This window comes from Erwinia wuhanensis, from assembly GCF_030484085.1.
Classification (GTDB): Bacteria; Pseudomonadota; Gammaproteobacteria; order Enterobacterales; family Enterobacteriaceae; genus Erwinia; species Erwinia aeris.
The window spans coordinates 854,937-880,062 of the sequence record NZ_JAUJUH010000001.1; the positions used below are offsets into that span (position 1 = coordinate 854,937).

Here is a 25,126-nt window from a genome sequence, read left to right on the forward strand (position 1 = left end):
TGTATATAAAGAGGTAAAAACGCTACAGCCCCAGGCCGTCGCGTAAAATCTGCAGGCGTTCGTCATCGCCGTCGCGGGCGGCCTGCTGAAGGGATTTGGTTGGGGCGTGGATCAATTTGTTGGTGAGCTTATGGGCCAGCTCACGCAGCACGGCCTGCGCATCTGCGCCCTGAGCCAGCGCCGCCAGGGCGCGCTCTTCCAGCTCGGCGCGCACCTGCTCGGCCTGCGAGCGATACTCGCGGATGGTCTGGCTGGCGCTCTGCGCGCGCAGCCACGACATAAACTCGTCGCTTTCCTGCACAACGATAGTTTCCGCCTGCACGGCGGCCGCTTTACGCTGCGCCATGTTGCTTTCGATAATCGCCTGGAGATCGTCCACGCTGTAGAGATAGGCGTTAGGCAGCTTGCCCACTTCCGGCTCGACGTCGCGCGGCACGGCGATATCCACCAGCAGCATCGGCTGATTGCGGCGCTGTTTCAGCGCGCGCTCCACCATTCCTTTACCGATAATCGGCAGCGGGCTGGCGGTAGAACTGATGATAATGTCGGCTTCTGCCAGACGCGAGTCGATCTCCGCCAGGCTGATGACTTCGGCATCAACCTCGTCGGCCAGCTTCTGGGCGCGTTCACGGGTGCGGTTAGCGATAATCAGCTTCTGCACTTTATGCTCGCGCAGATGGCGCGCGGCCAGCTCGATGGTTTCGCCCGCGCCGACCAGCAGCACGTTGACGGTGGACAGCGACTCAAAGATCTGCCGCGCCAGCGTACAGGCGGCAAAGGCCACGGAAACGGCGCTGGCGCCGATATCGGTTTCCGTGCGCACGCGCTTGGCGACAGAGAAGGATTTCTGGAACATTCTCTCCAGCTCGCTGGAGATAGTGTGGCCGCGATGCGAATCGGCGTAGGCTTTTTTCACCTGGCCCAGGATCTGCGGCTCGCCAAGCACCAGCGAATCCAGCCCGCTGGCGACACGCATCAGGTGGCTGACGGCTTCGTTATCGTGGTGCCAGTACAGGCTTTTACGCACTTCATCGGCGCTGAGCTGATGATAGTCGCACAGCCATTTCACCAGCTGTTCCTGCAGGTTTTCCTGTTGTTCAACGCTAAGGTATAACTCGGTCCTGTTACAGGTAGACAGCACGACGCCGCCCTGTACCAGCGGCTGAGCAAGCAGGCTGTCGAGAGCCTGATCCAGCGTATCCGGCGAGAACGTCACGCGTTCGCGCAGAGCCACAGGAGCCGTTTTATGATTTATTCCGAGTGCCAGCAACGTCATGAGTCAGGTCTGGGAGATCCCACTGTTGATAGGGTTTTGTGAGGCGCATTCTACAAGATGCGCGAGATCAAGAAAAGCCACATTCGCCGTTCGCTGCGATTGATATAGCTATTCAGCACGAAACAGGACAAATTGAGTATTGACGCGGCCCCTGGCGGTCGATAGTTTGAACGGTTACTTTGCGCGTCAGCGCCTGAACGGAGTCTGAGGAGTCCCCATGTTTATGTCGAATCGCCGCCTGCTGCGGCTTCTTCCGCTTGCCAGCGTGCTGCTGGCTGCCTGTAGCGTTAATAAACCCCAGGGGCCAGGACAAAGCGTCACCTCGCCACAGTGGCAGCAGCATCAGCAGGCTGTCGAAAAAATCACCCAGTACCAGACGCGCGGCGCTTTTGCCTATCTGTCCGACAAGCAAAAGGTCTACGCCCGTTTCAACTGGCAGCAAACCGCGCCGGATCGCTATCGTCTGCTGCTGACCAACCCGCTGGGCAGCACCGAACTCCAGCTGGACGCACAGGGCAGCGTGGTACAGCTGGTCGACAATAAAGGCAAGCGCTATACCAGCAACGACGCCGAGAAGATGATTTCGCAGCTGACCGGTATGGATATTCCGCTCAACAGCCTGCGTCAGTGGATGATGGGCCTGCCGGGCGACTCAACCGACTATACGCTGGACGATAAATATCGCCTGCGTGAAGTCAACTACAGCCGTAACGGCCAGCAGTGGACGGTGACCTATCAGGCCTATGACAACAAGCAGCAGCCTGCCCTGCCGGCCAATATGGAGCTGCGCGAAGGCGATCAGCGCATCAAGCTGAAAATGGATGGCTGGACGGTAAAATGATGGCAGTCGCTAAGTCGGCGGTCGCTAAGTGGCCCGCGCCCGCTAAACTTAATTTATTCCTCTACATTACCGGCCGTCGTCCTGACGGCTATCATGAGCTGCAAACGCTGTTCCAGTTTCTGGATTATGGCGATACGTTAAGCATTCAGCCGGACAGCAGCGGACAGATTACGCTGCTGACGCCGGTCGACGGCGTGCCGGACGAAGAGAACCTGATCGTTCGCGCGGCCAGGCTGTTGCAGACGCGCGCCAGGCAGCAGGGCGTCCTGCCGGAAAACGCAGGCGCATCGATCGCTATAGAAAAACGGCTGCCGATGGGCGGCGGACTGGGCGGCGGCTCTTCGGACGCCGCTACCGTGCTGGTGGCGCTGAATCATTACTGGCGAACCGGCTTCAGTTTTGCCGAGCTGGCGGCGCTGGGCCTGCGGCTGGGCGCGGACGTGCCGGTCTTTGTGCATGGCTTTGCCGCCTTTGCTGAAGGCGTTGGCGAAACGCTGACGCCGGTTAACCCGGCAGAAAAATGGTATCTGGTGATCCACCCTGGCGTTCACATCTCGACGCCGGTGGTGTTTAACGATCCTGAACTGATCCGCAACACGCCGGTAAGGGAAATCAGCCAGTTATTAGCGGATAATTACCGCAATGATTGTGAGCCAGTAGTAAGAAAACGTTTTCGCGAGGTTGAACAGCTTGTTTCCTGGCTGCTAGAATACGCGCCGTCGCGCCTGACCGGAACCGGCGCTTGCGTGTTCGCTGAATTTGACACCGAGCCCGCTGCCCGTCAGGTGGCTGAGCTTGCTTTGAAAAAGTGGCAGGGCTTTGTTGCGCGAGGCGTTAACGTCTCGCCGCTGCACCGCTACCTTTCCGAGCAATAAGAGCCGCGGCGACCGCTTCACCCTGTTCCTGAAGCGGCGCGGCGCTCGATTACACCCGTATGGACCCGTCAGCGGTATACCGCCCAGTGCCGCTGACGCAGATGTTCATTCTCTGGACGCAAAGCCTGAGGTTCTTCTCGTGCCTGATATGAAGCTTTTTGCTGGTAACGCCACCCCGGAACTAGCACAACGTATTGCCAACCGCCTTTACACTAGCCTGGGCGACGCCGCCGTCGGTCGTTTCAGTGATGGTGAAGTGAGCGTACAAATCAATGAAAATGTACGCGGTGGTGATATTTTCATCATCCAGTCCACCTGTGCACCTACCAACGATAACCTGATGGAACTGGTTGTTATGGTGGATGCCCTGCGCCGCGCTTCCGCTGGTCGTATTACCGCTGTTATCCCCTATTTTGGCTATGCCCGTCAGGACCGTCGCGTGCGTTCTGCTCGTGTGCCTATCACGGCTAAAGTAGTCGCGGATTTCCTTTCCAGCGTCGGCGTTGACCGCGTTCTGACTGTGGATCTGCATGCTGAACAGATTCAGGGCTTCTTTGACGTCCCGGTTGATAACGTTTTCGGCAGCCCAATCCTGCTGGAAGACATGCTGCAGATCGGTCTGGAAAACCCTATTGTGGTTTCGCCGGACATCGGCGGCGTGGTGCGCGCCCGCGCAATCGCCAAGCTGCTGAACGATACCGATATGGCTATCATCGATAAGCGTCGTCCGCGCGCCAACGTTTCGCAGGTGATGCACATCATCGGTGACGTGGCAGGCCGCGACTGCGTGCTGGTTGATGACATGATTGATACCGGCGGCACGCTGTGTAAAGCCGCCGAGGCGCTGAAGGAGCGTGGCGCGAAGCGTGTCTTCGCTTACGCCACTCACCCTATTTTCTCCGGCAATGCCGTTGAAAACCTGCGTCATTCCGTAATTGACGAAGTGGTGGTTTGCGACACCATTCCGCTGCCGGAAGAGATCAAAGCCCTGCCGAACGTGCGTACGCTAACGCTCTCCGGCATGCTGGCGGAGGCTATTCGCCGTATCAGCAACGAAGAGTCTATCTCTGCGATGTTTGAGCACTAATCGGATAGCTGCGGCTAAACGAAAAGCGGGACAGATTATCTGTCCCGCTTTTTTTATGGCGTAGCCGGCTATCAGTGATGGCCGTGTCCCGAAGCGCGACGGCAGCGCTTGTCGCCATAGTGGCGCACCCAGTAGTAATGATCGGTGATTTTTTCGCGGCCGCTAAGGCGGGCGCCGACCAACCACATCAGCGCGCCGATAAAGATGGCGAAAATAGAGCCGTTAACCAGCATTTGCGGCAGCTGTAGCTGCGGCAGTTGATTCAGTACGGCATAGCCTATGCCGGTTACCATGACGGCCAGGCCGATCACCATCAGGGCGTTGCCGGTTAAATTAGCGTGTCTGCGTTTCATTTGTCACCTCCAGATGCCAGTGCATTCCTGTGCGGTTAGTGCCATAAGTTTATGCAATGGCTGGCGGATGCGTTGCGGGCCAGATCACATTTGTTGCTAAAAGTTTGACAAAACTTTACGCGCACTTCGCTGATTTTTCTATAGAAAACGCATTATCACCCTGATCAACTATTGTGATATAGCGCGCACTTTTGAGTTCTGTCGCCGCTCTTAGTACACTAGCGCCCTTCCCTGATGCAGCCTTTTAGGAAAACAGACAAGTGAGCAGCATTAAACTGATTGTCGGCCTTGCCAATCCCGGTGCGGAATATGCCGCCACGCGCCATAACGCGGGCGCCTGGTATGTGGATTTACTGGCTCAACGACACAATCAGTCGTTAAAAGAAGAGAGTAAGTTTTACGGCTACACGGCCCGGCTCAATATCGGTGGCGAAGACGTCAGGCTGCTGGTGCCGACGACCTTTATGAACCTGAGCGGCAAGGCCGTTGCGGCAATGGCCACCTTCTACCGTATCGCGCCGGAAGAGATCCTGGTAGCGCATGACGAGCTGGATCTGCCACCGGGCGTGGCAAAATTCAAACAGGGCGGCGGCCACGGCGGCCATAACGGCCTGAAAGATATTATCAGCAGGCTGGGCAATAACCTGAACTTCCACCGTCTGCGCATCGGTATCGGCCATCCGGGCGATCGCAACAAGGTCGTGGGTTTTGTCTTGGGCAAGCCGCAGGCGGCGGAACAGACGCTGATCGACAACGCCATTGACGAAGCGGCGCGCTGCACCGAGGTGTGGCTGAAGGAAGACAGGCTAAAGGCGATGAACCGGCTGCACAGTTTTAAAGGTTAAGCCAATTAAGGCTGGCTGATTGCTGATAAAAGCGCTCAACCAGCCGTCTGGATTAAGCAAAGAGCTTAAGCAGCGCTACGCCAGTCAGAACAAATACGGCCAGGCAGAGTAGTGCCCAAATAACCGAAAACCATGAGAAATCCATCCATTCCATTAACTTCCAGGGGCTGGCAAAGATTCGGCTCATTACTTTGCCGGGGCGGCGTATAAAAGGGATGCCTTGTGGCCATGCCGCCCAAAACACCATCGACAACACCAGTATCGCAAGCAGCATAACCAGCGCAACGCCGCCATGACCGGAAGCCGGCATAGTAACGATGGCGGCAAAAAACAGTCCGCCAAAAAATAGCTGGATCGCCATCAGCGAGAAAATAAATTCGGTAAAGAGAAACCACTTCACCCATTGCGGCCTGCTTTGAAGGCCCAGCATGACGGCGTCATTGATATACAGGTAAAACATCACTGTCAGAACAGCGATAGCGCTAACGGTCGTATTGATGCCCGACAGAGGGATAACCGCATTAAAGACCAACGCCCAGAACACCAGCAAAAAAATCCCCTGCCAGCTGAGCGCCGCGCGAGGTTGACTCAGGAACCGCAGCACAGGCTGATTTAGCCGTGGAACAATTTCAGGAAAATAATACCCCAACCTGTTTGCCTGTTGTGCAAGGAGCGTGAGCAGACCCGGTATCAGGCGTATCCAGAAAGGCACCTTTTCGCTATCGCTCTTTAGCAGGCGAATCGCTGCCCTGTTGAGCATCGTGCCGTGCTTCTCTTCTGCCTCCATCTCTTTCCATGCCCGGTTCACTTCAGTTTCGCGTAGTTGTTCATGCAGCGCCTCCTGAATGTGATACGGAATAATATGGCTGTAGTCGTACTCGTCCATTCCCCACCCCAACAGGCCGCTGACGCGTTCAAGCAGGCCTTCGGTCAAACCGGGGCTCTCTGCCAGCGCAGCCGCAAGCTGTCGATGGAAAAGCTGTTGCTGCTGCAGGCTCCCCGCTTTGAACACGCTCTCTGACAGGCGATTCATCATAATAATGCCTGTCATTTCTGTGTTTACCAGCTGATACGCCAGTTTATGCAGCTCCTTTTCGCTGTACAGCAAATCTGCTTCAGGAGGGACGGCTGTTTCTCCAACGGTAAAGCCGTTGGCGACTTCACCCTGTTGGATCAGAGGCTCAGGTTCGTGCTTCTCCTGTATCGGCAGTAAAATATCGGCAGTGTTGTCCTCGTGATCAACGATAATGTCAGCCTGCGCCCGTCGCTTTGCCTCATCGAATGCTTCACGCAGCTGCTGATAGCCTGCCGGATCGCTATCCGGTCGATGTTTTTTTAACTGGCGGGCATACGCACGGCGGATTTCCCCTTCATCACGCGTGGGTGACAGTTCCAGCGTCTGCCAGATGCTCATGGCAGGAGGCCCTCTTTGTACTGTTGTAAAAAGTGTTCGGCATCTTCTCTTGATGAGGCAATACGGCGAAGATCCTGACCCTCCAGCGCCTGTTCAAACGCGGTAGTCAGCCGATCCATCCATGCTCGCTCATCGCCAAGTAAGCGTTCATAAAGGCGCGAACAGCGAGCGAGCAGCTCACGATTTTCCGGTCGATCGCGAGGATGCTGTTTAATATCGGCCAGCTTTTGCAGGCTGGCGGCAATTTGCTCTTCGCTCATCTGCCCCGGCACCTTTTCTATCACCAGCCGTGCTATTACCGGACTGCCGTCATAGCGACACTCCACTTCCAGCAGGCCGTCCAGCGTGTAGGTGAACCGCACGTCAACGGTCAGTTCACCTGCCGGTCGAGGAGGAACATCAATACTCATTTCGCCGAGAAAAACGTTATCCTGAACCCTGCGCCCTTCTCCCTGATATATTTTCAGCAGGACGCAGGTCTGATTGTCGCTAACTGTATTCAGCGTCTCGGTTTTGCTTACCGGCAAAAAGGTATTGCGCTCAATAAGCGGCAGGAAAAAGCCGGGTTCAATCTGATTACCATGGCGCTTAACCACCTCAATGCCGAGGGAAAACGGCATCACGTCGGTAAGAATAATGTCTTCGACCGCAGCATCGGCCATCACCATTCCGGCCTGTATGCCTGCGCCAAGCGCAACGGCTTCGTCTGGATTGAGATCGTGGCGAGGGAAACGCCCAAAAAGCCGCGCAACGGTTTGTCGAACCAGCGGCATACGGGTTGCGCCACCCACCAGCAATATGTGGTCGAGATCCTGAAGAGAAAAACGCGCATCGTGCAGCGCCTGCTGTACCGGACGCTGTAAACGCATCAGCAGCGGCTGGCTGCACTCGGCCAGCTGAGCCTCCGTAAAAGTCCAGCTCCACTGCCGACCGGCCCATTCCAGCGAAGCCTTAGCCTCGGTAGCGTGGCTCAGCATTTGCTTCATGCTTTCCGCTTTTGCCAGCAGCGCCGCTGCCAGCCCGGCCTGCGCAGATTTCAGCTCGGGATGCTGGCTCAGCATCCACTGTACAATCGCCTGTGAGAAATCATCGCCGCCAAGCCGGATATCGCCGCTGCTGGCACGAACTTCCACCACGCCCTCGAACATATCAATGACGGATACGTCAAATGTCCCGCCGCCAAGATCGAAAGTAAGGTATTTTTGCTCACGATTTTCCAGCAGGCCAAAAGCAAGTGACGCGGCGGTTGGCTCATTAAGCAAGCGTATTGCGTCCAGCCCAGCCAGCCGGGCAGCATTTTTCACCGCCCGACGCTGAACGTCATTAAAATAAGCGGGTACGGTAATAACGGCCTGTGTTAATTTTTGCCCAAGCCAGCTTTCCGCATCCTCTTTGAGCTGGCGCAGTAATAATGCCGACAACTCTTCGGCACGAAATTGCCTGGAACCAAGTGCCAGCGAAACCTCCGTGCCCATATAACGCTTAAAACTCGCCTGGGTCAGCGCATGATGGCTTTGCAACCGTTCGCGCGCCGGACGTCCAATAATCAGATTAGCTTGCTCATCAAGGCCTACAACCGAGGGCGTTAATACCTCGCCCCATTTATTCGGGACTAAAACGGCTTGACCCTTTTGCCAGACGCAAACCGCGCTATTAGTGGTTCCAAGGTCAATTCCTATAACCTGCTCAATTGCCATGAGTTGTCCTTACTTCCCTGTGGAAGCCATTTAATTTCAGATAAGGAAACGTTATTCGATGCTTATAAATAACTTTTTCTGTTCAGGTAAAGAGCTGCTATCCATTGTTTCAAACTCTCAGCCAGGCCTGAAGGGGATCGGAATATTCTTCCCCAAAATAGATTGAACCCTACGTCAGACAGCTATTGGCTTCCGGTTCTGGCTAACCGTTAACCCCCATCCGTGCCATCAAGCGCGTCCAGCGCCATTGTCTGCGCATAGTAGCCCTGCACGCCCCAGACTTTGTTGGCGGCCAGCTTCTCCAGCTGCCCCTCGTTCTCTACGCCCTCCACCAGCACGCGGTTGGTGTAGCGGCGAATATGGGCGATCAGCACGTTAAAGAACGGCTTGCTGATATTATCGAGATAAAACTGCCGATCCAGCTTAACCACTTCAAACATCTTCGACTGTAACGCGTTCAGATTGGCATCGCCTGCCCCTAAATCATCCAGCCATAAGATGTTCAGCCGATCGGTCAGCGCCCGCAGCAGAGGATTGTTTGGCCCATCGTGCAGGTTGGGGAAATTTTCAGAAAGCTTCAGCCGCAAAAAAGGCAGCTGGCTGAGGATTTGCTGGATAAAAGGCGATTCGGTTACCGCGCAAGCCAGCGGAAAATCGATGGTCAGGCAGCACAGCAGCCCGTGCAGCTGAAAATAGTCCGCGTAGCGTTCTACCGTCAACAGCTGATCCAACAATCGGCTCTCGGCGTCCCCGGTTTGCGGCGCGGTCTGGTGTGGTAAAACGGTGAGCTCAAGCGCAATCAGCTCGCCGCTAAGAGAGTGAATCGGAACGTAACAGTAATTATTAGTCATGCTTTATAGCCAGCTCAGGACGCCCTGCCAGTGATTATATTCGTCATATCGTCAAAAACCAGTGATTTAATCTAAACCACTGGGCAATATAACGATTTTTATATATATCGGCAGGGCCAGCCTTAGCTTTACGCTTTTAGTCGCTATCGGCCGCAACTTTATAATCAGGCGCATCCAGCTCGTGGCTACAGAAAGGCCCTGCCTGTTTTAACAGACTGATGCAATCTTCACTAAGATGCCGCAGCCTGACGCTTTTTCCTTCCGCTATATAGCGGGCGGTCAATTTATCGATGGCCTCGACGCCGCTGGAATCCATCACCCGCGTACGGGCGAAGTCGATCACCACTTCCTGTGGATCCCTGGCTGGCGTAAACAGTTCCTGGAAGCTGGCGGCAGAGGCAAAAAACAGCGGCCCTTCCAGCCGATAGGTCTTTTGCTCGTCGCGCTCTTCCTGTGCCACAATGCTGATGCGGGCATGTTGCCAGGCAAAAACCAGCGCGGAGATGATCACACCAAAAATCACCGCCATGGCCAGATCGGTATAGATGGTGACCACCGTGACCGCAATCATGATAACCGCATCGGGCTTTGGCATACGTTTCAGACGGCGCAGCGAGCTCCACTCAAAGGTATTAATACAGACCACAAACATAATACCGGCCAGCGCCGCCACCGGCAGCAGGGCGATATATTTCGACAGGCTGACCACAAACAGGATCAGCAATACTGCGCCGACCAGGTTAGAGATGCGTCCACGCCCGCCGGAGGTAAAGTTGATGATCGACTGTCCAATCATCGCGCAGCCCGCAAAGCTGCCAAAGAAGCCGCACAGCGTGTTGCCGATGCCCTGCGCCACGCACTCTTTGTTGCCGTTGCCTTTTTTACTGCCCATTTCATCCAGTACTGCCAGCGTTAACAGCGATTCTATCAGCCCAACCAGCGCGATAATCACCGAATAAGGCAGCACAATTTTCATTGTGGCCCAGCTTAACGGCGCTTCCGGCAGATGGAAGAACGGCAGCGTGCCGGAGATATCGGCCAAATCCCCTACCCGTTTGGTATCCAGTCCAAAGCCGATGGCAATGGCGCTGATAGCAATGAGTGCCGCCAGCGAGCCGGGAATGACTTTGGTAAATTTAGGAAACAGCCAGACGATCAGCATCGCCAGCGCCACCAGGCCATACATGACCGGCCCCTGGTTTTTAATCATCGGGATCTGCGCCAGCGCGATAACGATAGCCAGTCCGTTTACAAAACCGTAGATAGCCGGCTGCGGCACAAGGCGGATAAATTTCCCCAGGCGGAACAGGCCAATAGCCAGCTGGATCAGCCCGGCGAAAATCGTCGCCAGCAGCACGTATTCATAGCCGTGAGTCTGAATAAGACTGACCAGAACCACCACAATCGAGCCGGCCGCGCCGGAGATCATCCCCGGTTTGCCGCCGAACAGCGCGGTGATCAGGCCCAGGATAAAGGCGGTGTGCAGACCGATAGTCGGCGACAGGCCGGCTAGCAGAGAAAAGGCCGTGGCTTCCGGAATAAGGGCCACAGAGACGACAGCGCCGGCCAGAACGTCATTTTTGACGTCGGCAGCCCTGAGGTTGCTCAGTTTGAACATGCTGATTTCCGTTTTTTATCAAATGCAGGTAATTACCGCGCCGCCAGTTTGGGACACAGTTTGAACTCGCCAGAAAGACGAGAAGCGCAACAGGCGTGGAAGGGAGATTTCAGGGTGGCGTAAGCAGGGAGCAGTGCATCCGCGGCGTTCTCCGTCTGTTGTCAAAGATTGTCAGTATGTGAAAACGTGAGCAAGATCTCAACCCCCTTCTCCCACGCGCGGGTAGAAATCCCCGCCATCCAGGCGATAATTACGTGTATAATGCGCAAAAACTTGTGCTAACCAGCTTACCGGGGAAGATTTCTTCTCCTGCAATTAATTAAGGTGATTCAAACATGGGATTCAAATGCGGTATTGTGGGCCTGCCTAACGTCGGGAAATCCACACTGTTCAATGCGTTAACCAAAGCGGGTATCGAAGCGGCAAACTTCCCGTTCTGTACCATTGAGCCGAATACCGGCGTGGTGCCAATGCCCGATTCCCGTCTCGACAAACTGGCGGAGATCGTCAAGCCACAGCGCATTTTGCCAACCACCATGGAATTTGTGGATATCGCGGGCCTGGTAAAAGGCGCGTCGAAAGGCGAAGGCCTGGGCAACCAGTTCCTGACCAACATTCGCGAAACCGAAGCTATCGGCCACGTTGTCCGCTGCTTTGAGAACGACAACATCATCCACGTTAACAATAAAGTTGACCCGGCTGACGATATTGAAGTGATCAACACCGAACTGGCGCTTTCTGACCTGGATACCTGCGAACGCGCGCTGCAACGCGTACAGAAGCGTGCAAAAGGCGGCGATAAAGACGCTAAAGCTGAACAGGCCGCGCTGGAGAAATGCCTGCCGCACCTGTCTAACGCCGGCATGCTGCGCTCGCTGGATCTGAGCGAAGAAGACAAAGCGGCCATCCGCTATCTGAGCTTCCTGACGCTGAAGCCAACGATGTATATCGCCAACGTTAACGAAGACGGTTTTGAAAACAACCCGTACCTGGATCAGGTGCGTGAAATCGCGGCTAAAGAAGGTTCCATCGTAGTGCCGGTTTGTGCTGCCGTTGAATCCGACATCGCCGAGCTGGAAGATGCCGATCGCGAAGAGTTTATGGCCGAGCTGGGTATCGAAGAGCCGGGCCTGAACCGCGTCATTCGCGCCGGGTATTCTCTGCTGAACCTGCAAACTTACTTCACCGCTGGCGTGAAAGAAGTGCGCGCCTGGACCATTCCGGTTGGCGCCACTGCTCCGCAGGCCGCCGGTAAAATTCATACCGACTTTGAGAAAGGCTTTATCCGTGCTCAGACCATCGCCTATGAAGATTTCATTACCTATAAAGGTGAACAGGGCGCGAAAGAAGCCGGTAAAATGCGTTCAGAAGGCAAAGAGTACATCGTGAAAGATGGCGACGTGATGAACTTCTTGTTTAACGTCTAAATAAAATTTGCTGTCTCATGAGGTTTCTTTGAACCTCACAAGAGTCGTAAAAAGCTATAAAATCCACGCAATTGCGTGGATTTATTCATTTCATGACGTCTCACACAATCTCGCTACAGCGCAGCTAAAAATGAGTACAGACAAGAGTACAATCAGTTTTCATCTCTATTTTAGGTAAATACAGTAGCGGTATAAGAAATAGACAAGAACTCGCTATATTCACTAATATTCAATGCCGCACTGCCAGGCCGAAAGAAAAACTCTATCGGCTCAATGATTTCAATGGTCTCTACCTCGAAGTGAAGCCCAATGGCAAAAAGGCATGGTGCTATCGGTTTAAACTCAACGGTAAATCCAGCATGTTTGCGCTGGGTGAATACCCGACGGTCAAACTTGCCGAAGCCCGCGAGAAATGCGAGCAAGCTCGTAAGCAAGTCGCGGATGGAGTTAGCCCGACACAGGCCCGTCAGTTAGATAAGATCCGCAAGGTCAATGACGCATCTAACACCTTTGAGCCGATCGCCAAAGAGTGGTTGCAGATGAAAGACTGGGCCGAAATTACCAAAACGCGCCGACTTGATATGCTTGAGCGTGTAGTTTCCCCCAATATTGGCAAACTCCCTATCAGGGAAATCACACCGCATCATATTCTCAAAATTTTTCAGCAAACCTCTAAACGCGGCGCACCGACAGTTGCCGCTGAAGCACGACGCACTATTTTATCGGTTTTTGAGCTGGCGGTGGCGACGCTCAGAGCTAATAGCGATCCTGTCTGGCCGGTATGTAAGGCGATTCCGGCAAATAAAACACAGCATAAACAGGCATTAAATCCCCAGCAAATAGGGAAGCTACTAAGTTGTTTTGACAATAGTCGTGGCTCGTATCAGGTTAATTATTGCATGTGGCTTATGTGATGGACATTGGCACGCCCAGCCGAAGTCACTGAAGCAAAATGGGCCGAATTTGATCTTGATAACGCACTATGGACTATTCCAGCAGCGCGGATGTACCCCCATATGTCAGTATGCCGCACAGTTCTTTTTTTAGTTGCATTCAAAAGTATCAGGTATCAGCCTTGATATCTGGAATCATTCCTGTGGCATCCGGGGCTACTACTGGGTCGAATTCACGTTCACACGTTCATGCGGCCGCCATAGATTTCATCGGGTACATTCCAGCGTTTATTGCTGAGTTGCTATACAAAGAGTTTGCTTCATCATCTTGTTTACTTAGGGACCAGGGGCATATCCCCAGCCAAAAATGAGCGGATCGCACTGTCGATTATCTCGCGAGTGAGCACCGACTCTTCCACGATGACTTGCAAACCAATGCCGCTACGATAGCCAGATTGAATGCGATAGCCAGGAGTAACTACAGGTGGATTGTCGCGCATGACTTCGGCCAAGCGTTTATCAATGTAGTCGAAATAGGTTAATCCACCGAATTGAGGATAAGAAACGCGGGTACGTTCTACCACCGTATGGCTAACCACCTTCCCTTTCGCATTGTAGTTTGGTGTTGTATCCATGCGGGCTTCATCTTCCTGCTGGTTTTGGCTCAACATGGCATGAGCTTCTTCAAACACCAGATTTTCCACAATATCCGCACGCGCTACGTCAATGGTAATGATCTCCGCGTTCCAGTACACATCTGGCGAATTACCCAAGAATAAAACATCGCTCCAGGTCCACACCCAACCCGCAGCAATGGCCTCTGCATTTTCAGAATCGCAATCATCATAATGCAGTCCTCCGCAGCGGTGACGCTCGCAGTGGATCAGATTCTTGACGTGTTGTGTCCGGGAACGACGCCGACGGCGGCAAAGAGTATTAAATGGTTTGTTTCTGTAGATCATGGTTCGCTCTGCGCGTGGTCGCTGGGAGGAATCCAGCCGCACAGTTTAGCTAATGGGAAAAAGGAAATCTACTTACTAACAAGAGGCCAAAGAGTATAGAGGGCCAGGGCAATATGTCGCATATCATTAATGTGCAGGGACGAAGTCAATGTGCTCATAGACACGAGAATAAAAATCTATTTAGATGTCGAAAACTTATTACTGTACCTCAAGTTCACAGGTAATAGCCTTTGGCTATCCCTCAACCATCAAGTCATACCAACGAACCTGCATTATATTGGTTTGCACAGAGTGCGTCTTCTCACGTAAGCAGCCAGTTGAGCATGCCACCGAAATCTGGATCTACGTCATGAGCGCAAGTTAATAGTTTTAGAAATCAAGCTAATTAGCATAATATCTCTTAACTAAAGGGATATGGAGCCGCAGAAATAAATGAATACACGGCAGTATGCACAAAAATCTATCTTCGATCTGGAAGCAATCTTCGAACAGTCCCGCAACAATGTTAGTGAACTTGAACAGCTGTTGAGCGAGCTGACCTTTCGCAACACTGCCAGGGCGCGGACACTGACGGCTAAAATCGAGCAATCTCTCTTAGCACTTAGCGGCCACAGCGTGGTCGCCATGTCGGCTTCCAGCCCATCAACACGCCATCCCGATTCGGTGTCCATTCAATCTTCTCGAGTTGTGCCCCACAATTCGCCTGCTGCGGAAGAGCAACTGCAACTGAAGGCCATCCCAGACTCTGCCATACGAGAGCAATTCGACAAAGACCAAATCGACCTTGGTCCGATCCCGTCTTTTTCTCCGTCGGATAAGGCGAATGATGCGCGAGCAATACTGGCAGCATGGACAGCCCTCGAAGCACTGTCGCCTCAAGGTTATAAACGCCCAGAGGATATGGCAACCGGCGACCGCTCCAGGGTTGCTCTATTGGAGCGAGGTGTTCCATGGGGACCAAATGCCCGCAGCAAGCCCAGTTATAAGCTTTATTTCGAGGTCATCCTCGGCTCCATCGCTCTCGACAAGGCGACGGACGAGCTGGTCAAGGTTTTTGGCGAGGATGAGGAGCGTTCACGCCCGGACGGTAAGAAAGCGGCCATCGGCTCGATCCTGATCGACAAAGAAGGCTATGTGCTTGAGGACAAAGGCGTTGCCGTTTCCAGTTTTGCCTGGGCACTCAAGCCGGCTCTCGACCTGAAGCTTGGGAGCTTAGGGAATTGGCCGAATGTTGAGCCGCGCATTATCGAGCATCTGGATCGAATGGTTCGCCGCCACAACGAGGATGGAGAACCCATACCGATCGATTTGGATGTCGTTCTTAACGCTTATAGATGGCTTGTGTCTCAGTTCGGTGTACCCGAACATTTGGTTGAGCCACCCACATTCGCGATTAAGGTGTTTCATCATTTCAAGGCCAAGGCGCCGCCTGAACCTTCGTTACTGAATTCCTTCTATCTTGAAGATCTCGGTGAAGCAACCAAATTGCTCGAGACGGGCAAAGCCGGAGCCGGTTTGCGCCGCTACATGGGAATTGGCAGGCCTGAACAGAAAATCGACGTGCTATCGCCCATTTCCGCAGTTGAGCCATTCGTCGCACCCTCGCTCATGCCGCAGGCTCGTTGGCCTTCGAAAGGCGGCCATCCACTGGTGCTGCTTCAACAGGCTGCCGTGAATGCGGCGCGTGCTGAGCTGAATGATGCTCCAGGTATCATCGGCGTCAATGGGCCTCCGGGAACCGGAAAGACCACTCTTCTGCGAGATATTGTCGTTGGGTGCATTCTTGATCGGGCCACGGCGATGTGCGGCTTCAATAAACCGCAGGATGCCTTTTCCACAACAGGCGAGAAGCTGGCATTCGGCTCCAATGCATTCCTGCACTTCTACAAGTTACATGCATCCTTAAAGGGCCATGAGATCGTTGTAGCGTCCTCCAATAACAAAGCGGTCGAGAACGTCAGTAAAGAGCTTCCTCTCAAGGAAGCCAATGGTCGTCATGAACAAATCGCCTATTTTCGGTCCATCAGCGACCTGATTGCGAACCCCAAACGCGTCGGCTATTTCGAAGCCGAGGCCGAGGGGGACATCCCCTCCGACCCAGTCGAAACCTGGGGGCTGATCGCCGCTGCTCTCGGCAAGAGCAGCAACCGAGGCGCGTTCCAGCAAGGTTTCTGGTGGAATGAAGACGGTGGTTTCCTTACCTACCTGAAAGCAGCTCGCGGCATAAATGTCATGCGTGAGATCAAGGACGAACGAACAGGCGAAATCATCGATCGCGTAATGCCCAGCGTGGTTGTCAATGAGCGGCCCAGCACCAACGAAGCGGATGCTGCTGCGGCCTGGCTGAAAGCGCGAACCGCATTTCTTAAACTCAAGGCAACGGTAGACGCCGAAATCGCCAGCATCGAAGAGATGCGACGGGATATCCAGGCGCTCAAGGGAGCGATCACCGAACTTCAAAGGGCTGAAGAGCGTCGACCGAGTCTGAATGAAGCCGTAGAAGAGGCACACCAGATTGCTGAATCCTGCCAACGGGAGCATGAGAAGGCAAAATCGCAGATCGAGCAGGATAAGATCATGCTCGACAGCCATCTTGCTGGCCGTCCAGGTTTCTTCTCCCGTTTGTTCGCGACTGCGACCTGGAAGTCGTGGAGATCGACACTGCAGAAGTTCTCGGCGACCTTGCAGCAATCAGTCTTACGGGCGCAGGAGACAGACGGTGCCCTGGAGCTTGCAAGGGCTGAGTGGAGCAATACTGAGTCCCAGTTACAGCAACTCGACCAGGAAATTTCCAGCAAGTGTCAGGCTGTCTCGAAATTGAAGGCAACCGAGGCAGAGGCACGAAACCGCATGGGAGACAGGGTCGTTGATGAGAGATTCTTCGAGCGCGAGCACGAGGCTATCCACCTGACTGCGCCATGGCTTCCCGATGAGGTTCATCGCCTGCGGGAGGATCTGTTCGCCGCTGCCCTGACTGTGCATAAAACGTTCATCGATGCTTCGGCCAGCCGCTTGCAACACAACCTCGGGCTATTGATGTCGGGCATGGTGGCTGGTGCCTTCCAGTTTTCCGCTCACCGTGAACTTCTCCCCGACCTTTGGTCGAGCCTTTTCATGGTTGTGCCGACCGTGTCCACGACATTCGCCTCTGTTCGGACGATGTTCGGGGATCTGCCACCAGAGAGCATTGGCTGGCTTCTGGTAGATGAAGCGGGCCAGGCCGTTCCTCAGGCAGCAGTTGGAGCTATCATGCGGGCAAAGCGCTCCATCGTGGTAGGTGACCCGTTGCAAATACCACCTGTAGTTTCACTTCCTGAAAAGCTGAACGCCGAAATCTGTAAGTTCTTCAACATTGACCAGATCGAATGGTCTGCCCCCGCTGCATCCACGCAGACCCTTGCTGATCAGGCATCGCGCTTCAAATCCACCTTCGTCATGGACGTAGGTGATCGAGAAGTCGGGCTGCCACTCCTCGTTCATAGGCGTTGCCAGAACCCAATGTTCGACGTTTCTAACTCCATCGCGTATGCCAAGCAAATGGTCCATGCTGTCGGGCCTAAAAGACCTGGATCTATCGGCTCGGCATTGGGGAGATCTCGCTGGGTGGATATCAATGGCGATGCTGAGACGAAGTGGTGTCCCGATGAGGGCGAAGCGGTTGTACGATTGCTAAAAGAGCTGGCAGCATCGGGCATTACAAATCCAGACGTATTTATCATTACACCATTCAAGATCGTAGAGCAGAATATGCGTCGGCGTCTCGACAGCGAAACTGATCTGCTGCGGGCGTTCGGCGTAAAGTTGGATGAGTGGTGCCGTGAACGTGTAGGCACAATCCACACGTTCCAGGGCCGAGAGGCAGACACGGTAATCCTGTTGCTGGGTGCGCCGAAAGCGAGTCAGCAAAGGGCGCGTCAGTGGGCGGCAAGCCCGCCAAACATAATCAATGTAGCCGTCTCACGCGCCAAGCAAAACCTGTATGTGGTCGGCTCGGCTGCTGCATGGGCAGGGGCGGGAACTAGTCTTCAGGTCCTGCATCGTCAATTGGCACAATCAGCCTGACAATCTCCGAGGTGGCCCTCATTGTTGAGGGCTCATCGCGACTCATTTTTGGCTTACTTCAGTAATGGGCTGGCCTCTAAATGTCAAAAGCTGATATTGCTCACATAATAGTCAAGTAGTCACTTTTCACCGCCCATCCAAGCTTGATAATTCTTACCGCTCCCCTTATATCCACACTGAGGAATAACCTCTGACATGGCTAAGGAGTACGATTATGGGGCTTAAACCTGGTCCAAAACCAATTGCAAAATCAACAGGAAAACCCGATCAACGCAGACGTGATAATAAGGATACACCCGGTAATACCCCAGGACTGAAACCAAGCAAATCAACTGGGAAGTAATCGTTCAAGGGTATGGAGAATTCATCTATACCCTTATCTCATTAAATCTGTCTGCTCTAGCCCGTTTGTGCCAAAAGCGGAAGAATTTAACATTGAGATAAATTTCAAAAAATCAGAGCGATTGTCTTACAGTTCTATTATTAAAAGGCTTATTCACAAGCCAAAAATAACTATCCGCTGCCTGTCAATGCTTAAGTGTAAATATATTGGCAATAAAATAATGACATAGCTAAAAAACAATCTTATTAGCTCAGATTAATACTTTGCGGGATAAGGCTCTTAAGATTTTAATAAATGACAAGAGAATGAGTTACTTGCCATTTATTAATTTAAGGATGATTATTTCTTACGACTCTCATAGAAGTTAATTAATTCATTAACTTCGTCCTTACGAGGAAGGAGTTCTATTAATGGATTATTCTTAAGATATTGTATTGCATATCTAAAGCCACCATCATTTTTATCCATCATTTTGTTTATGTGCCTTGAGTTATTATTATAATTCCGGATGGATTCTAGGCTACTTTCAAAGAAGCTCAGCGCATATATTTTATCATTATTTATAGATAGAGCCCTTGCAGACAACTGCGCTAATACTAATGTGGCACTGTAATAAGTTTGATTTTTAAACTCGGCACTATCGAGTCTTACTTTGCTTGCATAACTCATTCCTTCGACGAGGTCATCAATTGTGTGTGCCGATATTAATTCTGACTTAGCCCTTTGTAACCAGTAGTGCATATCTTCACGATAGGTATGTGCAATTTCCTTATATATGTCCCTGATAAATTTATGGAGATTTTTTCCATTCCCAAGTTCATTTAGTTTATCAAAGCTTATAAGGTTCCTTGATGCTGCAAGAAATCCTTTTGACGCAAGAGATATTATTAAATCAGATACTGTTTTATAAGATGCAGGATTTTTATCAATATAATCACTGATAACTCTTAAAAGCCAAGATGGTGAATTGCAGATTATAACTCCACTTGGATCTGTGTTAGTTGACTCCAATTCAAATAATCTATCATTTTGCGAAATAAAATTCTGAATATCAAAATATTTATTGTGACTGTTGATATGACCATATGTGGCTTTATTAAAAGCTGCAATTAAAATCAAAACAAACATAGAATCTTCATCAAATTGCTTATTAAATAAATTAGAACCACTTAGTCTATTTTTATACTCGCTATAGTATCGATAAGCAAAATTCAACAACGTTTCTGAAGATTTATAAAGTGGTAGCCCCTCAAAAGAAAGCTTATCATTGAGATAGTTACCTTCTTCATTAATCAAGTTATTTTTAATCTGAATTTCGGTATGTAATATCTTTTTATCCTTTAACTTGAATCTATATAACTCTGCGTCACCAAAACTCGAGCATAAAACAACTTTGTTACTAGGATGCACCCTTGTGGTTAAAATTTCATCAATGCTTTGTGCATTAAAGAAATTAGAGTCGAAAACGAATATATGATTCTCGAATTTTATCAATGAGTTTTTAATGGAAGGATCGAATGTGTCAGTCGAAGAGTAATAAGAGGCATTATATTCTTTTTTTGCCTCAATAATTTGAAATAAAAGTACAGATTTTCCGCTGAAACGTCGACCTGTAATTAGGATATAGTCATGATTACGTAGTGCTTTAATTGCATCATCACAGACATCTCGTTGAGAAAAAGTTATAGAATTTCGCAGGATTCTTTTATTATCCACTATTTTAGTTACAGGGCCTCCATTAGCGAATAAATTTATAGCCTCTTCTTTCATTAACTTGGAGTCATCGAGTTCGAAACTTCTTGTGGGGGATTTTCGCTCAACATTCTGAAGTGTGTTATTTAACCATTGATATATCTGATCGTAAGTGTCAAAGGTAATTACTTTTTCGATGCCGTACTCCGAAAGAGCTATTTTTTCTTCTAAATTTAAATATCCTTTCTTCAAATAAATTGATTTCTTAAATGGTGTGCTTCTTGATAAATGCATTAAATCAAGCTCTCCATCAAGACTGCAACCTATGAAAAGGAAAGCTGAGCTTTTGGCTTCCTCAGATAAAAAGGATAGCATGGATTTATTTTCTTCTATACTGTGTGCATATTCACGCCAAGTAAATATCAGATTTTGGTCTTCGTATTTAATAAATTCAGTAATATCGCCATGAATTTTGAATAGACACTTATTAGCAGATATAAATTCTCTCTGAACTGCTCGATTTGGATGCAGAATTTTGTATTTCCTATTAACGTTTTCTATAGCATCGTCAATATTAAACGTGAAAATATGAGGCCAATCTAAATTTATTATTTTTGTCTTTTCGTGATCAGAGAGTTTACACTCTGAAAAAATGTTACCTAATAATGCCTTCGATTTTCGTTTGGGTATATATTCCTCCATATTTAGAAGTCCAAACGCTTTTTTAAGCTGGCTGATTCTTAGAATTTCATCTATTTCTGTTTGTGTTAACCCTTCTTTTTCTGCCGCTATATTCCTAATCAACTCCGTAAGTTTAATAGCATCAGGAACTTTACCATTTTTTGCTCTAATATCTCTAGTAAATCCACTGCCAAAAAAAGGTATCAATTGAGAAGCCTTAAATAAAGCCACAATCTCATTCTTCAAGTTTGGTTCAGTATGATGTTGTACTTGCATTTTATCCTCGGTACAATTTGAATTGTAAGTTTAGCTCAGCATAGTTATTTTAGATGCCTGTTCGCTAGCAAACATCCAGATATTGTAAAAAAACCTGTTAATTTTATCAACTCTTGGCCTAACTCATTTCACTCTAGGAGTGATTAATAATCTGGTTTAGATCAGGAACTAACATTTACGTTATAAACCTAAGTTTAAATATATATTGTATTGCAAACATGAAACATGATCTAACCCAGTGCCTCTCAAAAGTTAGGTCATTGAAAAAGAACTCATGAGGGCTTTATCCATTTGCGCTCCTCACTCAAAGCAGACCATATGACCTCGATTTCTGGCAGATTCGAGCCAAGAGTGAACATTGCTAACATCATTCGGCCTCGATCTATGGGAGAGCCGATCGCCCTTATTGCTTAGCTAGTTTACTTAAGATGCTGCTTGAACCAAACACAAGTCCCCTCAATGTCATACGCTTTTTCCCCAAATCCTTTCGCAAGCAGGGATTCTGGTAAATACTCGTCGTATTTATCCAAGAATTTTTCTGGAACATCTGCGGCAAGATCAAATGCAGATGGTAAGCCTGACAACAGCATTTTTTTAAGCGCCTGTTGAACAGTTGCTACACTTGCATCATCAATCTCTATAACTCCAGCAAATGAATTTGTTTTAAAACCACAACGTATGAGCAAAGCAGTGATCGTATTCACAACTTTATCCCCCATCCAGGGTATTACGTAACAATGTTGTCCACTCGTAATAAAACACTCATTTTGAAGTTTAAAACGCTGAAAGTTACTACAGCCTTCCGCAAATAGGTTTCTGGCGGCAGTATCGGCATAATCTACTTTCTTGCTACCTATTGCTATGCGGTAATCACCTTCCCTATAGATAGCGAGCATTTCCTGACGAACGGCATCATGAACAGACATACCTCCCCCACTAAATTGTGGTGGCTGACCGCCTTTGGTTGCCTCTACATAGATAACTTTTTTCTCTGTCTCGATCTCTGTCACTTTCCAGCGCCGCCCACCGAAGATGATGTGTTGGTCTGGTAGCAGTGGGGAGTCCACAGGCACTGTTCCAAGGGTTCTGTTTCCGGTGACAATGCGGAACTCTTCTGGTGTATTGAACACGGCATAAAAAGTGTAATGGTTAGTCAGTTTCTCCCCCTCTGCCCCAACAACCATTTCGCCGCTAGCAAGTTGAGTGAGTAGGCCACATGCTCCCATATGTTTAAGCAGGCTTTTGAAATCGTTTAAATCTACATTTCTGAACGGCCCTGTCTGGCATAGTTGTGACCAGAGCTGGTCGGCGCGAACTCCACCCCATTGTGCGGTAATTGCAAGAATCTGGTGTAGCAGCGTGGAGTAATGCATCTGCCGGGAATCGGCAGGCTCAAACCATTGTTTAGAGATCATCAACCTGATCATTGCCATCGATTGCACCAACTGGAGTCGTAGGTGATCAACGATACTGCTACTCACAGTAAGCTCATTTTCTGTAATTAGCATTCTGAGTACTGATGGGGAATCGCGTCGCCCAGAACGCCCCATACGCTGGCGCAAACTGGAAACAGAATGCGGAGGCGTAACTTGGATAACCGACTTAACCTTACCGATATCAATTCCCAACTCAAGCGTCATTGTACAAACAGCTGTTGTGGGCAAATTTCCTTTCTGAAGACGAGATTCAAGCGCCTCACGTAATTCCTTGGCAAGGGAACCATGGTGGGGGAAAAATTCATTCGGAACAATTTGTTCCTCACACATGTCGCTCAGCGTTGCCGCTATGCTTTCAGTGCGCTTTCGGCTGTTTGCAAAGACCAAATGAGAATCGCCACGGCAAAGTCTAAAAATGTCAGCGCAAACGTCATGTTCAGCTGAACTCTGAAGTTCTTCCTCTTTTTGGATCACTCGCTCCAGGTACCCTTTGACCTGTACCTGAAGAGTGGCCGTGCTATTACTATCTGTAACAGTTACGCAGGGGAGTCGTTTGTCCGGGCGCAACATTTCGGGCACTTTCTCCAGTTCCCCCAGCGTGGCACTCAACGCAACGCGGGGAATTGGATTTACCTGGCGTCCTAGCACATGGTCAATTCTATTGAGCAGAGAAAGCAGCTGTACACCACGCTCTGAGCCAATAAAAGCATGAAACTCATCAATAACGATGTATGCGACTGAAGAAAAAGCCTGTTTGAGCCAGCCCATTGAATTTATGAGCAAAGACTCAAGTGACTCAGGTGTAATCAGTAAAATGCCAGCAGGGTTCGTCCGAGCCTTTTTCTTTTTGCTTTGTGGTACATCCCCGTGCCAGGGAGTCACTGGCATTTCCAATGCATCTCCAAGGCTCCCAAGACGACGGTACTGATCGTTAATCAATGCCTTCAACGGACTGATATAGACGATGCCAAATCCATTCGTGAGATCTGCAACTGCCGAACAGGCAGGAAGAAAGAAAGCCTCTGTTTTACCCGCTGCTGTACCTGCACTGATTAGCACGTCTCGATCACGGGCTAAAATTGCCGGGATAGAACTCTCCTGCAAGGGCCTTAATGTAGACCACCCCTGCTTGTAAACCCACTTACGGACGCGGGGATCGAGGCTATCGTAGGCACTGCTCATAGTTTGAAGTTCGCCAGTCCGTCGTCGTCATCGCTTTCCTCCGTAGTGGCGTCATCCATATCGCTGGGCCTGTCCTCTTCAATCGCCACACCCTCGATTAGTGTTTGCCAGTTCATCGTTCTGTTTTGTTCCAGCACGGCCAGCATGTCCAGGAAACCTTTTATGGTATTACGGGGGGTACGGAAGTAAGCGTCTCCAATGGTTTTACTACAGTGATGCAGGAATCCAGTCAGTGCCTCATCTGGTACCAGATAATTCTCTGGATCTCCACCTGCATAAACATGACGAAGATTTCTCAGCAAAATATACAGTTCCTCAGGGGTGAGGCTGGCAAGATGCAAAGTGGGGGATGAGTAGTCAATCACTCCTGCTTTTTGCGCGAACCGGTTTTCCGCCAGACGCGACTGGAGCGCCTCATAGCTGTAAAGACCTTTACGCGGATCGAAAAGAAACTCTGGCGTCCCCCCGAGGATAAAACCAATGTTCTCGGCTGAACCTTGCAGGCAGTCATTCAGTATCCGCAAAATCTGTTCGTAGTTCGCTGTTCTTGCTTGCGTATTATTCAGCTTAAAGAGGTTCACCATTTCGTCGAGGCTGACCAAAAGACCGGCATAGCCTGCCTGGCGGACAAAAAGGCTCATCAGCTTCAAAGAATCATAGAATGAAGCGTCTGAGATAATAGTCCGAACGTCGAGATCGTTACGGGCATCAGTTTTGGTGGTGTACTCTCCCCGCAACCAGCGAATAGCATTGGATTTTAGCGTTTCGTTATCCTGCTCATGCCCGCGCCAGAATGCATCAATGACCTTCGCAAAGTCATATCCACCCACCATCTCTGACAGAGCTGCCAGGCGTTTATGAATAACTGATGAAACCTCGGAGCCGTCCGTGTCCGCTTCCTTTCTTGCCTCCGTAACGAATCTTTCAACAACGCTAAGTAACGCATTACCATCCGGCTTGTTTCTGGTGGACATGTTTTTCATAAGCTCAGAATAGAGATTACGAGCCTGACCTCCCGATGAGTGAATGCGTCTGTCAGGAGAAAGGTCTGCACTGACTGACACCAGCTTCTTCTCTAGCGCAATAGAGCGTACAACACTCAGAAAGAACGTTTTACCAGAACCATATTCACCGATGATAAGTCTGAAGCTTGCACCACCGTCAGCAATCCTCTCAATATCCTGGTGGAGAGCGGTGATCTCATTCACGCGGCCAACCTGGATATGCTGAATGCCTATCCTTGGCGTTACACCTGACTTAAGTGACTGAATAATAGCGTCACGTTCTTTCACTCTTATACGTGTTACAGACATTC

General features: G+C 50.5%; 16 protein-coding genes and 1 pseudogene. 7 read left to right on the forward strand and 10 right to left on the reverse strand.

Translation table 11 applies throughout. The features are described 5' to 3' along the window. Positions 1–22 precede the first annotated feature (22 nt). Entirely contained in the window at positions 23–1,276 is a 1,254-nt protein-coding gene (hemA, locus tag QZH36_RS03890) for a glutamyl-tRNA reductase (protein ID WP_253454500.1), read from the reverse strand. A 217-nt stretch (positions 1,277–1,493) separates the two neighbouring features. On the opposite strand from hemA, the gene lolB reads away from it, so the two are divergent. The 3 genes from lolB (at position 1,494) to prs (ending at position 4,079) form a co-directional block, all read left to right on the forward strand. After that, entirely contained in the window at positions 1,494–2,117 is a 624-nt protein-coding gene (gene lolB / locus QZH36_RS03895; RefSeq protein WP_253454501.1) for a lipoprotein insertase outer membrane protein LolB, read from the forward strand. Continuing rightward, positions 2,117–2,992, forward strand: a complete 876-nt coding sequence (ispE, locus tag QZH36_RS03900; RefSeq protein ID WP_301729727.1) for a 4-(cytidine 5'-diphospho)-2-C-methyl-D-erythritol kinase — start codon at positions 2,117–2,119, stop codon at positions 2,990–2,992. The genes lolB and ispE overlap by 1 nt, the downstream gene beginning before the upstream one ends. A 139-nt stretch (positions 2,993–3,131) precedes the next feature. Beyond that, positions 3,132–4,079, forward strand: coding sequence for a ribose-phosphate diphosphokinase (gene prs, locus QZH36_RS03905; RefSeq protein WP_124232585.1), 948 nt, complete (start codon positions 3,132–3,134; stop codon positions 4,077–4,079). Between the two features lie 71 nt (positions 4,080–4,150). Here the strand turns inward: prs and ychH are convergent, their stop codons facing one another. Then, on the reverse strand, positions 4,151–4,432 hold the full coding sequence (ychH, locus tag QZH36_RS03910) for a stress-induced protein YchH (RefSeq protein ID WP_125289708.1): 282 nt from the start codon (positions 4,430–4,432) through the stop codon (positions 4,151–4,153). 260 nt (positions 4,433–4,692) lie between these two features. On the opposite strand from ychH, the gene pth reads away from it, so the two are divergent. Continuing rightward, positions 4,693–5,277, forward strand: a complete 585-nt coding sequence (gene pth, locus QZH36_RS03915; RefSeq protein ID WP_125289707.1) for an aminoacyl-tRNA hydrolase — start codon at positions 4,693–4,695, stop codon at positions 5,275–5,277. Between the two features lie 52 nt (positions 5,278–5,329). On the opposite strand, the gene QZH36_RS03920 is transcribed toward pth, so the two are convergent. From QZH36_RS03920 to QZH36_RS03935, 4 genes are all read right to left on the reverse strand, one after another. Continuing rightward, the gene (locus QZH36_RS03920; protein WP_301729682.1) at positions 5,330–6,385 is read right to left on the reverse strand and encodes a J domain-containing protein; all 1,056 of its coding nucleotides are present in this window, start codon (positions 6,383–6,385) and stop codon (positions 5,330–5,332) included. Between the two features lie 302 nt (positions 6,386–6,687). Continuing rightward, entirely contained in the window at positions 6,688–8,388 is a 1,701-nt protein-coding gene (locus QZH36_RS03925) for an Hsp70 family protein (protein WP_301729683.1), read from the reverse strand. 209 nt (positions 8,389–8,597) lie between these two features. Next, entirely contained in the window at positions 8,598–9,239 is a 642-nt protein-coding gene (locus tag QZH36_RS03930) for an EAL domain-containing protein (RefSeq protein WP_253454504.1), read from the reverse strand. 136 nt (positions 9,240–9,375) lie between these two features. Then, positions 9,376–10,857: a SulP family inorganic anion transporter gene (locus tag QZH36_RS03935; RefSeq protein WP_301729684.1), complete on the reverse strand. Its 1,482-nt coding sequence runs from the start codon at positions 10,855–10,857 to the stop codon at positions 9,376–9,378. Positions 10,858–11,192: 335 nt separating this feature from the next. Here QZH36_RS03935 and ychF point away from each other — a divergent pair, with 335 nt between their 5' ends. Both ychF and QZH36_RS03945 read left to right on the forward strand, forming a co-directional pair. Continuing rightward, a complete protein-coding gene (gene ychF, locus QZH36_RS03940; RefSeq protein WP_253454506.1) occupies positions 11,193–12,284 on the forward strand; it encodes a redox-regulated ATPase YchF in 1,092 nt (363 codons plus the stop codon). A gap of 215 nt (positions 12,285–12,499) precedes the next feature. After that, positions 12,500–13,291, forward strand: a pseudogene (locus QZH36_RS03945) (tyrosine-type recombinase/integrase); the annotation flags it as partial. Positions 13,292–13,509: 218 nt separating this feature from the next. On the opposite strand, the gene QZH36_RS03950 reads toward QZH36_RS03945, so the two are convergent. Further along, positions 13,510–14,139 (reverse strand): hypothetical protein, encoded by a 630-nt coding sequence (locus tag QZH36_RS03950; RefSeq protein WP_301729685.1) that lies wholly within the window; start codon positions 14,137–14,139, stop codon positions 13,510–13,512. Positions 14,140–14,571: 432 nt separating this feature from the next. Between QZH36_RS03950 and QZH36_RS03955 the strand changes: the two genes are divergently transcribed. Continuing rightward, the gene (locus tag QZH36_RS03955) at positions 14,572–18,201 is read left to right on the forward strand and encodes a DEAD/DEAH box helicase (protein WP_301729686.1); all 3,630 of its coding nucleotides are present in this window, start codon (positions 14,572–14,574) and stop codon (positions 18,199–18,201) included. A 682-nt stretch (positions 18,202–18,883) separates the two neighbouring features. Here QZH36_RS03955 and avs5 read toward each other — a convergent pair. From avs5 to QZH36_RS03970, 3 genes are all read right to left on the reverse strand, one after another. Continuing rightward, entirely contained in the window at positions 18,884–21,193 is a 2,310-nt protein-coding gene (avs5, locus tag QZH36_RS03960; RefSeq protein WP_301729687.1) for an AVAST type 5 anti-phage protein Avs5, read from the reverse strand. A 419-nt stretch (positions 21,194–21,612) separates the two neighbouring features. Then, entirely contained in the window at positions 21,613–23,811 is a 2,199-nt protein-coding gene (locus QZH36_RS03965; RefSeq protein WP_139565350.1) for a DEAD/DEAH box helicase, read from the reverse strand. Then, positions 23,808–25,124, reverse strand: a complete 1,317-nt coding sequence (locus QZH36_RS03970; protein WP_001515184.1) for an ATP-binding protein — start codon at positions 25,122–25,124, stop codon at positions 23,808–23,810. Before QZH36_RS03970 ends, QZH36_RS03965 begins: the two co-directional genes overlap by 4 nt. Positions 25,125–25,126 lie beyond the last annotated feature (2 nt).

What these genes read in the sequence shown, in the direction of transcription:
- QZH36_RS03925 (WP_301729683.1), bottom strand. Translation starts at nt 8,388, where the DNA reads ATGGCAATTGAGCAGGTTATAGGAATTGACCTTGGAACCACTAATAGC.
- ychH (WP_125289708.1), bottom strand. Translation starts at nt 4,432, where the DNA reads ATGAAACGCAGACACGCTAATTTAACCGGCAACGCCCTGATGGTGATC.
- ispE (WP_301729727.1), top strand. Translation starts at nt 2,117, where the DNA reads ATGGCAGTCGCTAAGTCGGCGGTCGCTAAGTGGCCCGCGCCCGCTAAA.
- hemA (WP_253454500.1), bottom strand. Translation starts at nt 1,276, where the DNA reads ATGACGTTGCTGGCACTCGGAATAAATCATAAAACGGCTCCTGTGGCT.
- QZH36_RS03950 (WP_301729685.1), bottom strand. Translation starts at nt 14,139, where the DNA reads ATGATCTACAGAAACAAACCATTTAATACTCTTTGCCGCCGTCGGCGT.
- lolB (WP_253454501.1), top strand. Translation starts at nt 1,494, where the DNA reads ATGTTTATGTCGAATCGCCGCCTGCTGCGGCTTCTTCCGCTTGCCAGC.
- QZH36_RS03965 (WP_139565350.1), bottom strand. Translation starts at nt 23,811, where the DNA reads ATGAGCAGTGCCTACGATAGCCTCGATCCCCGCGTCCGTAAGTGGGTT.
- QZH36_RS03970 (WP_001515184.1), bottom strand. Translation starts at nt 25,124, where the DNA reads ATGTCTGTAACACGTATAAGAGTGAAAGAACGTGACGCTATTATTCAG.
- QZH36_RS03935 (WP_301729684.1), bottom strand. Translation starts at nt 10,857, where the DNA reads ATGTTCAAACTGAGCAACCTCAGGGCTGCCGACGTCAAAAATGACGTT.
- avs5 (WP_301729687.1), bottom strand. Translation starts at nt 21,193, where the DNA reads ATGCAAGTACAACATCATACTGAACCAAACTTGAAGAATGAGATTGTG.
- QZH36_RS03930 (WP_253454504.1), bottom strand. Translation starts at nt 9,239, where the DNA reads ATGACTAATAATTACTGTTACGTTCCGATTCACTCTCTTAGCGGCGAG.
- QZH36_RS03955 (WP_301729686.1), top strand. Translation starts at nt 14,572, where the DNA reads ATGAATACACGGCAGTATGCACAAAAATCTATCTTCGATCTGGAAGCA.
- ychF (WP_253454506.1), top strand. Translation starts at nt 11,193, where the DNA reads ATGGGATTCAAATGCGGTATTGTGGGCCTGCCTAACGTCGGGAAATCC.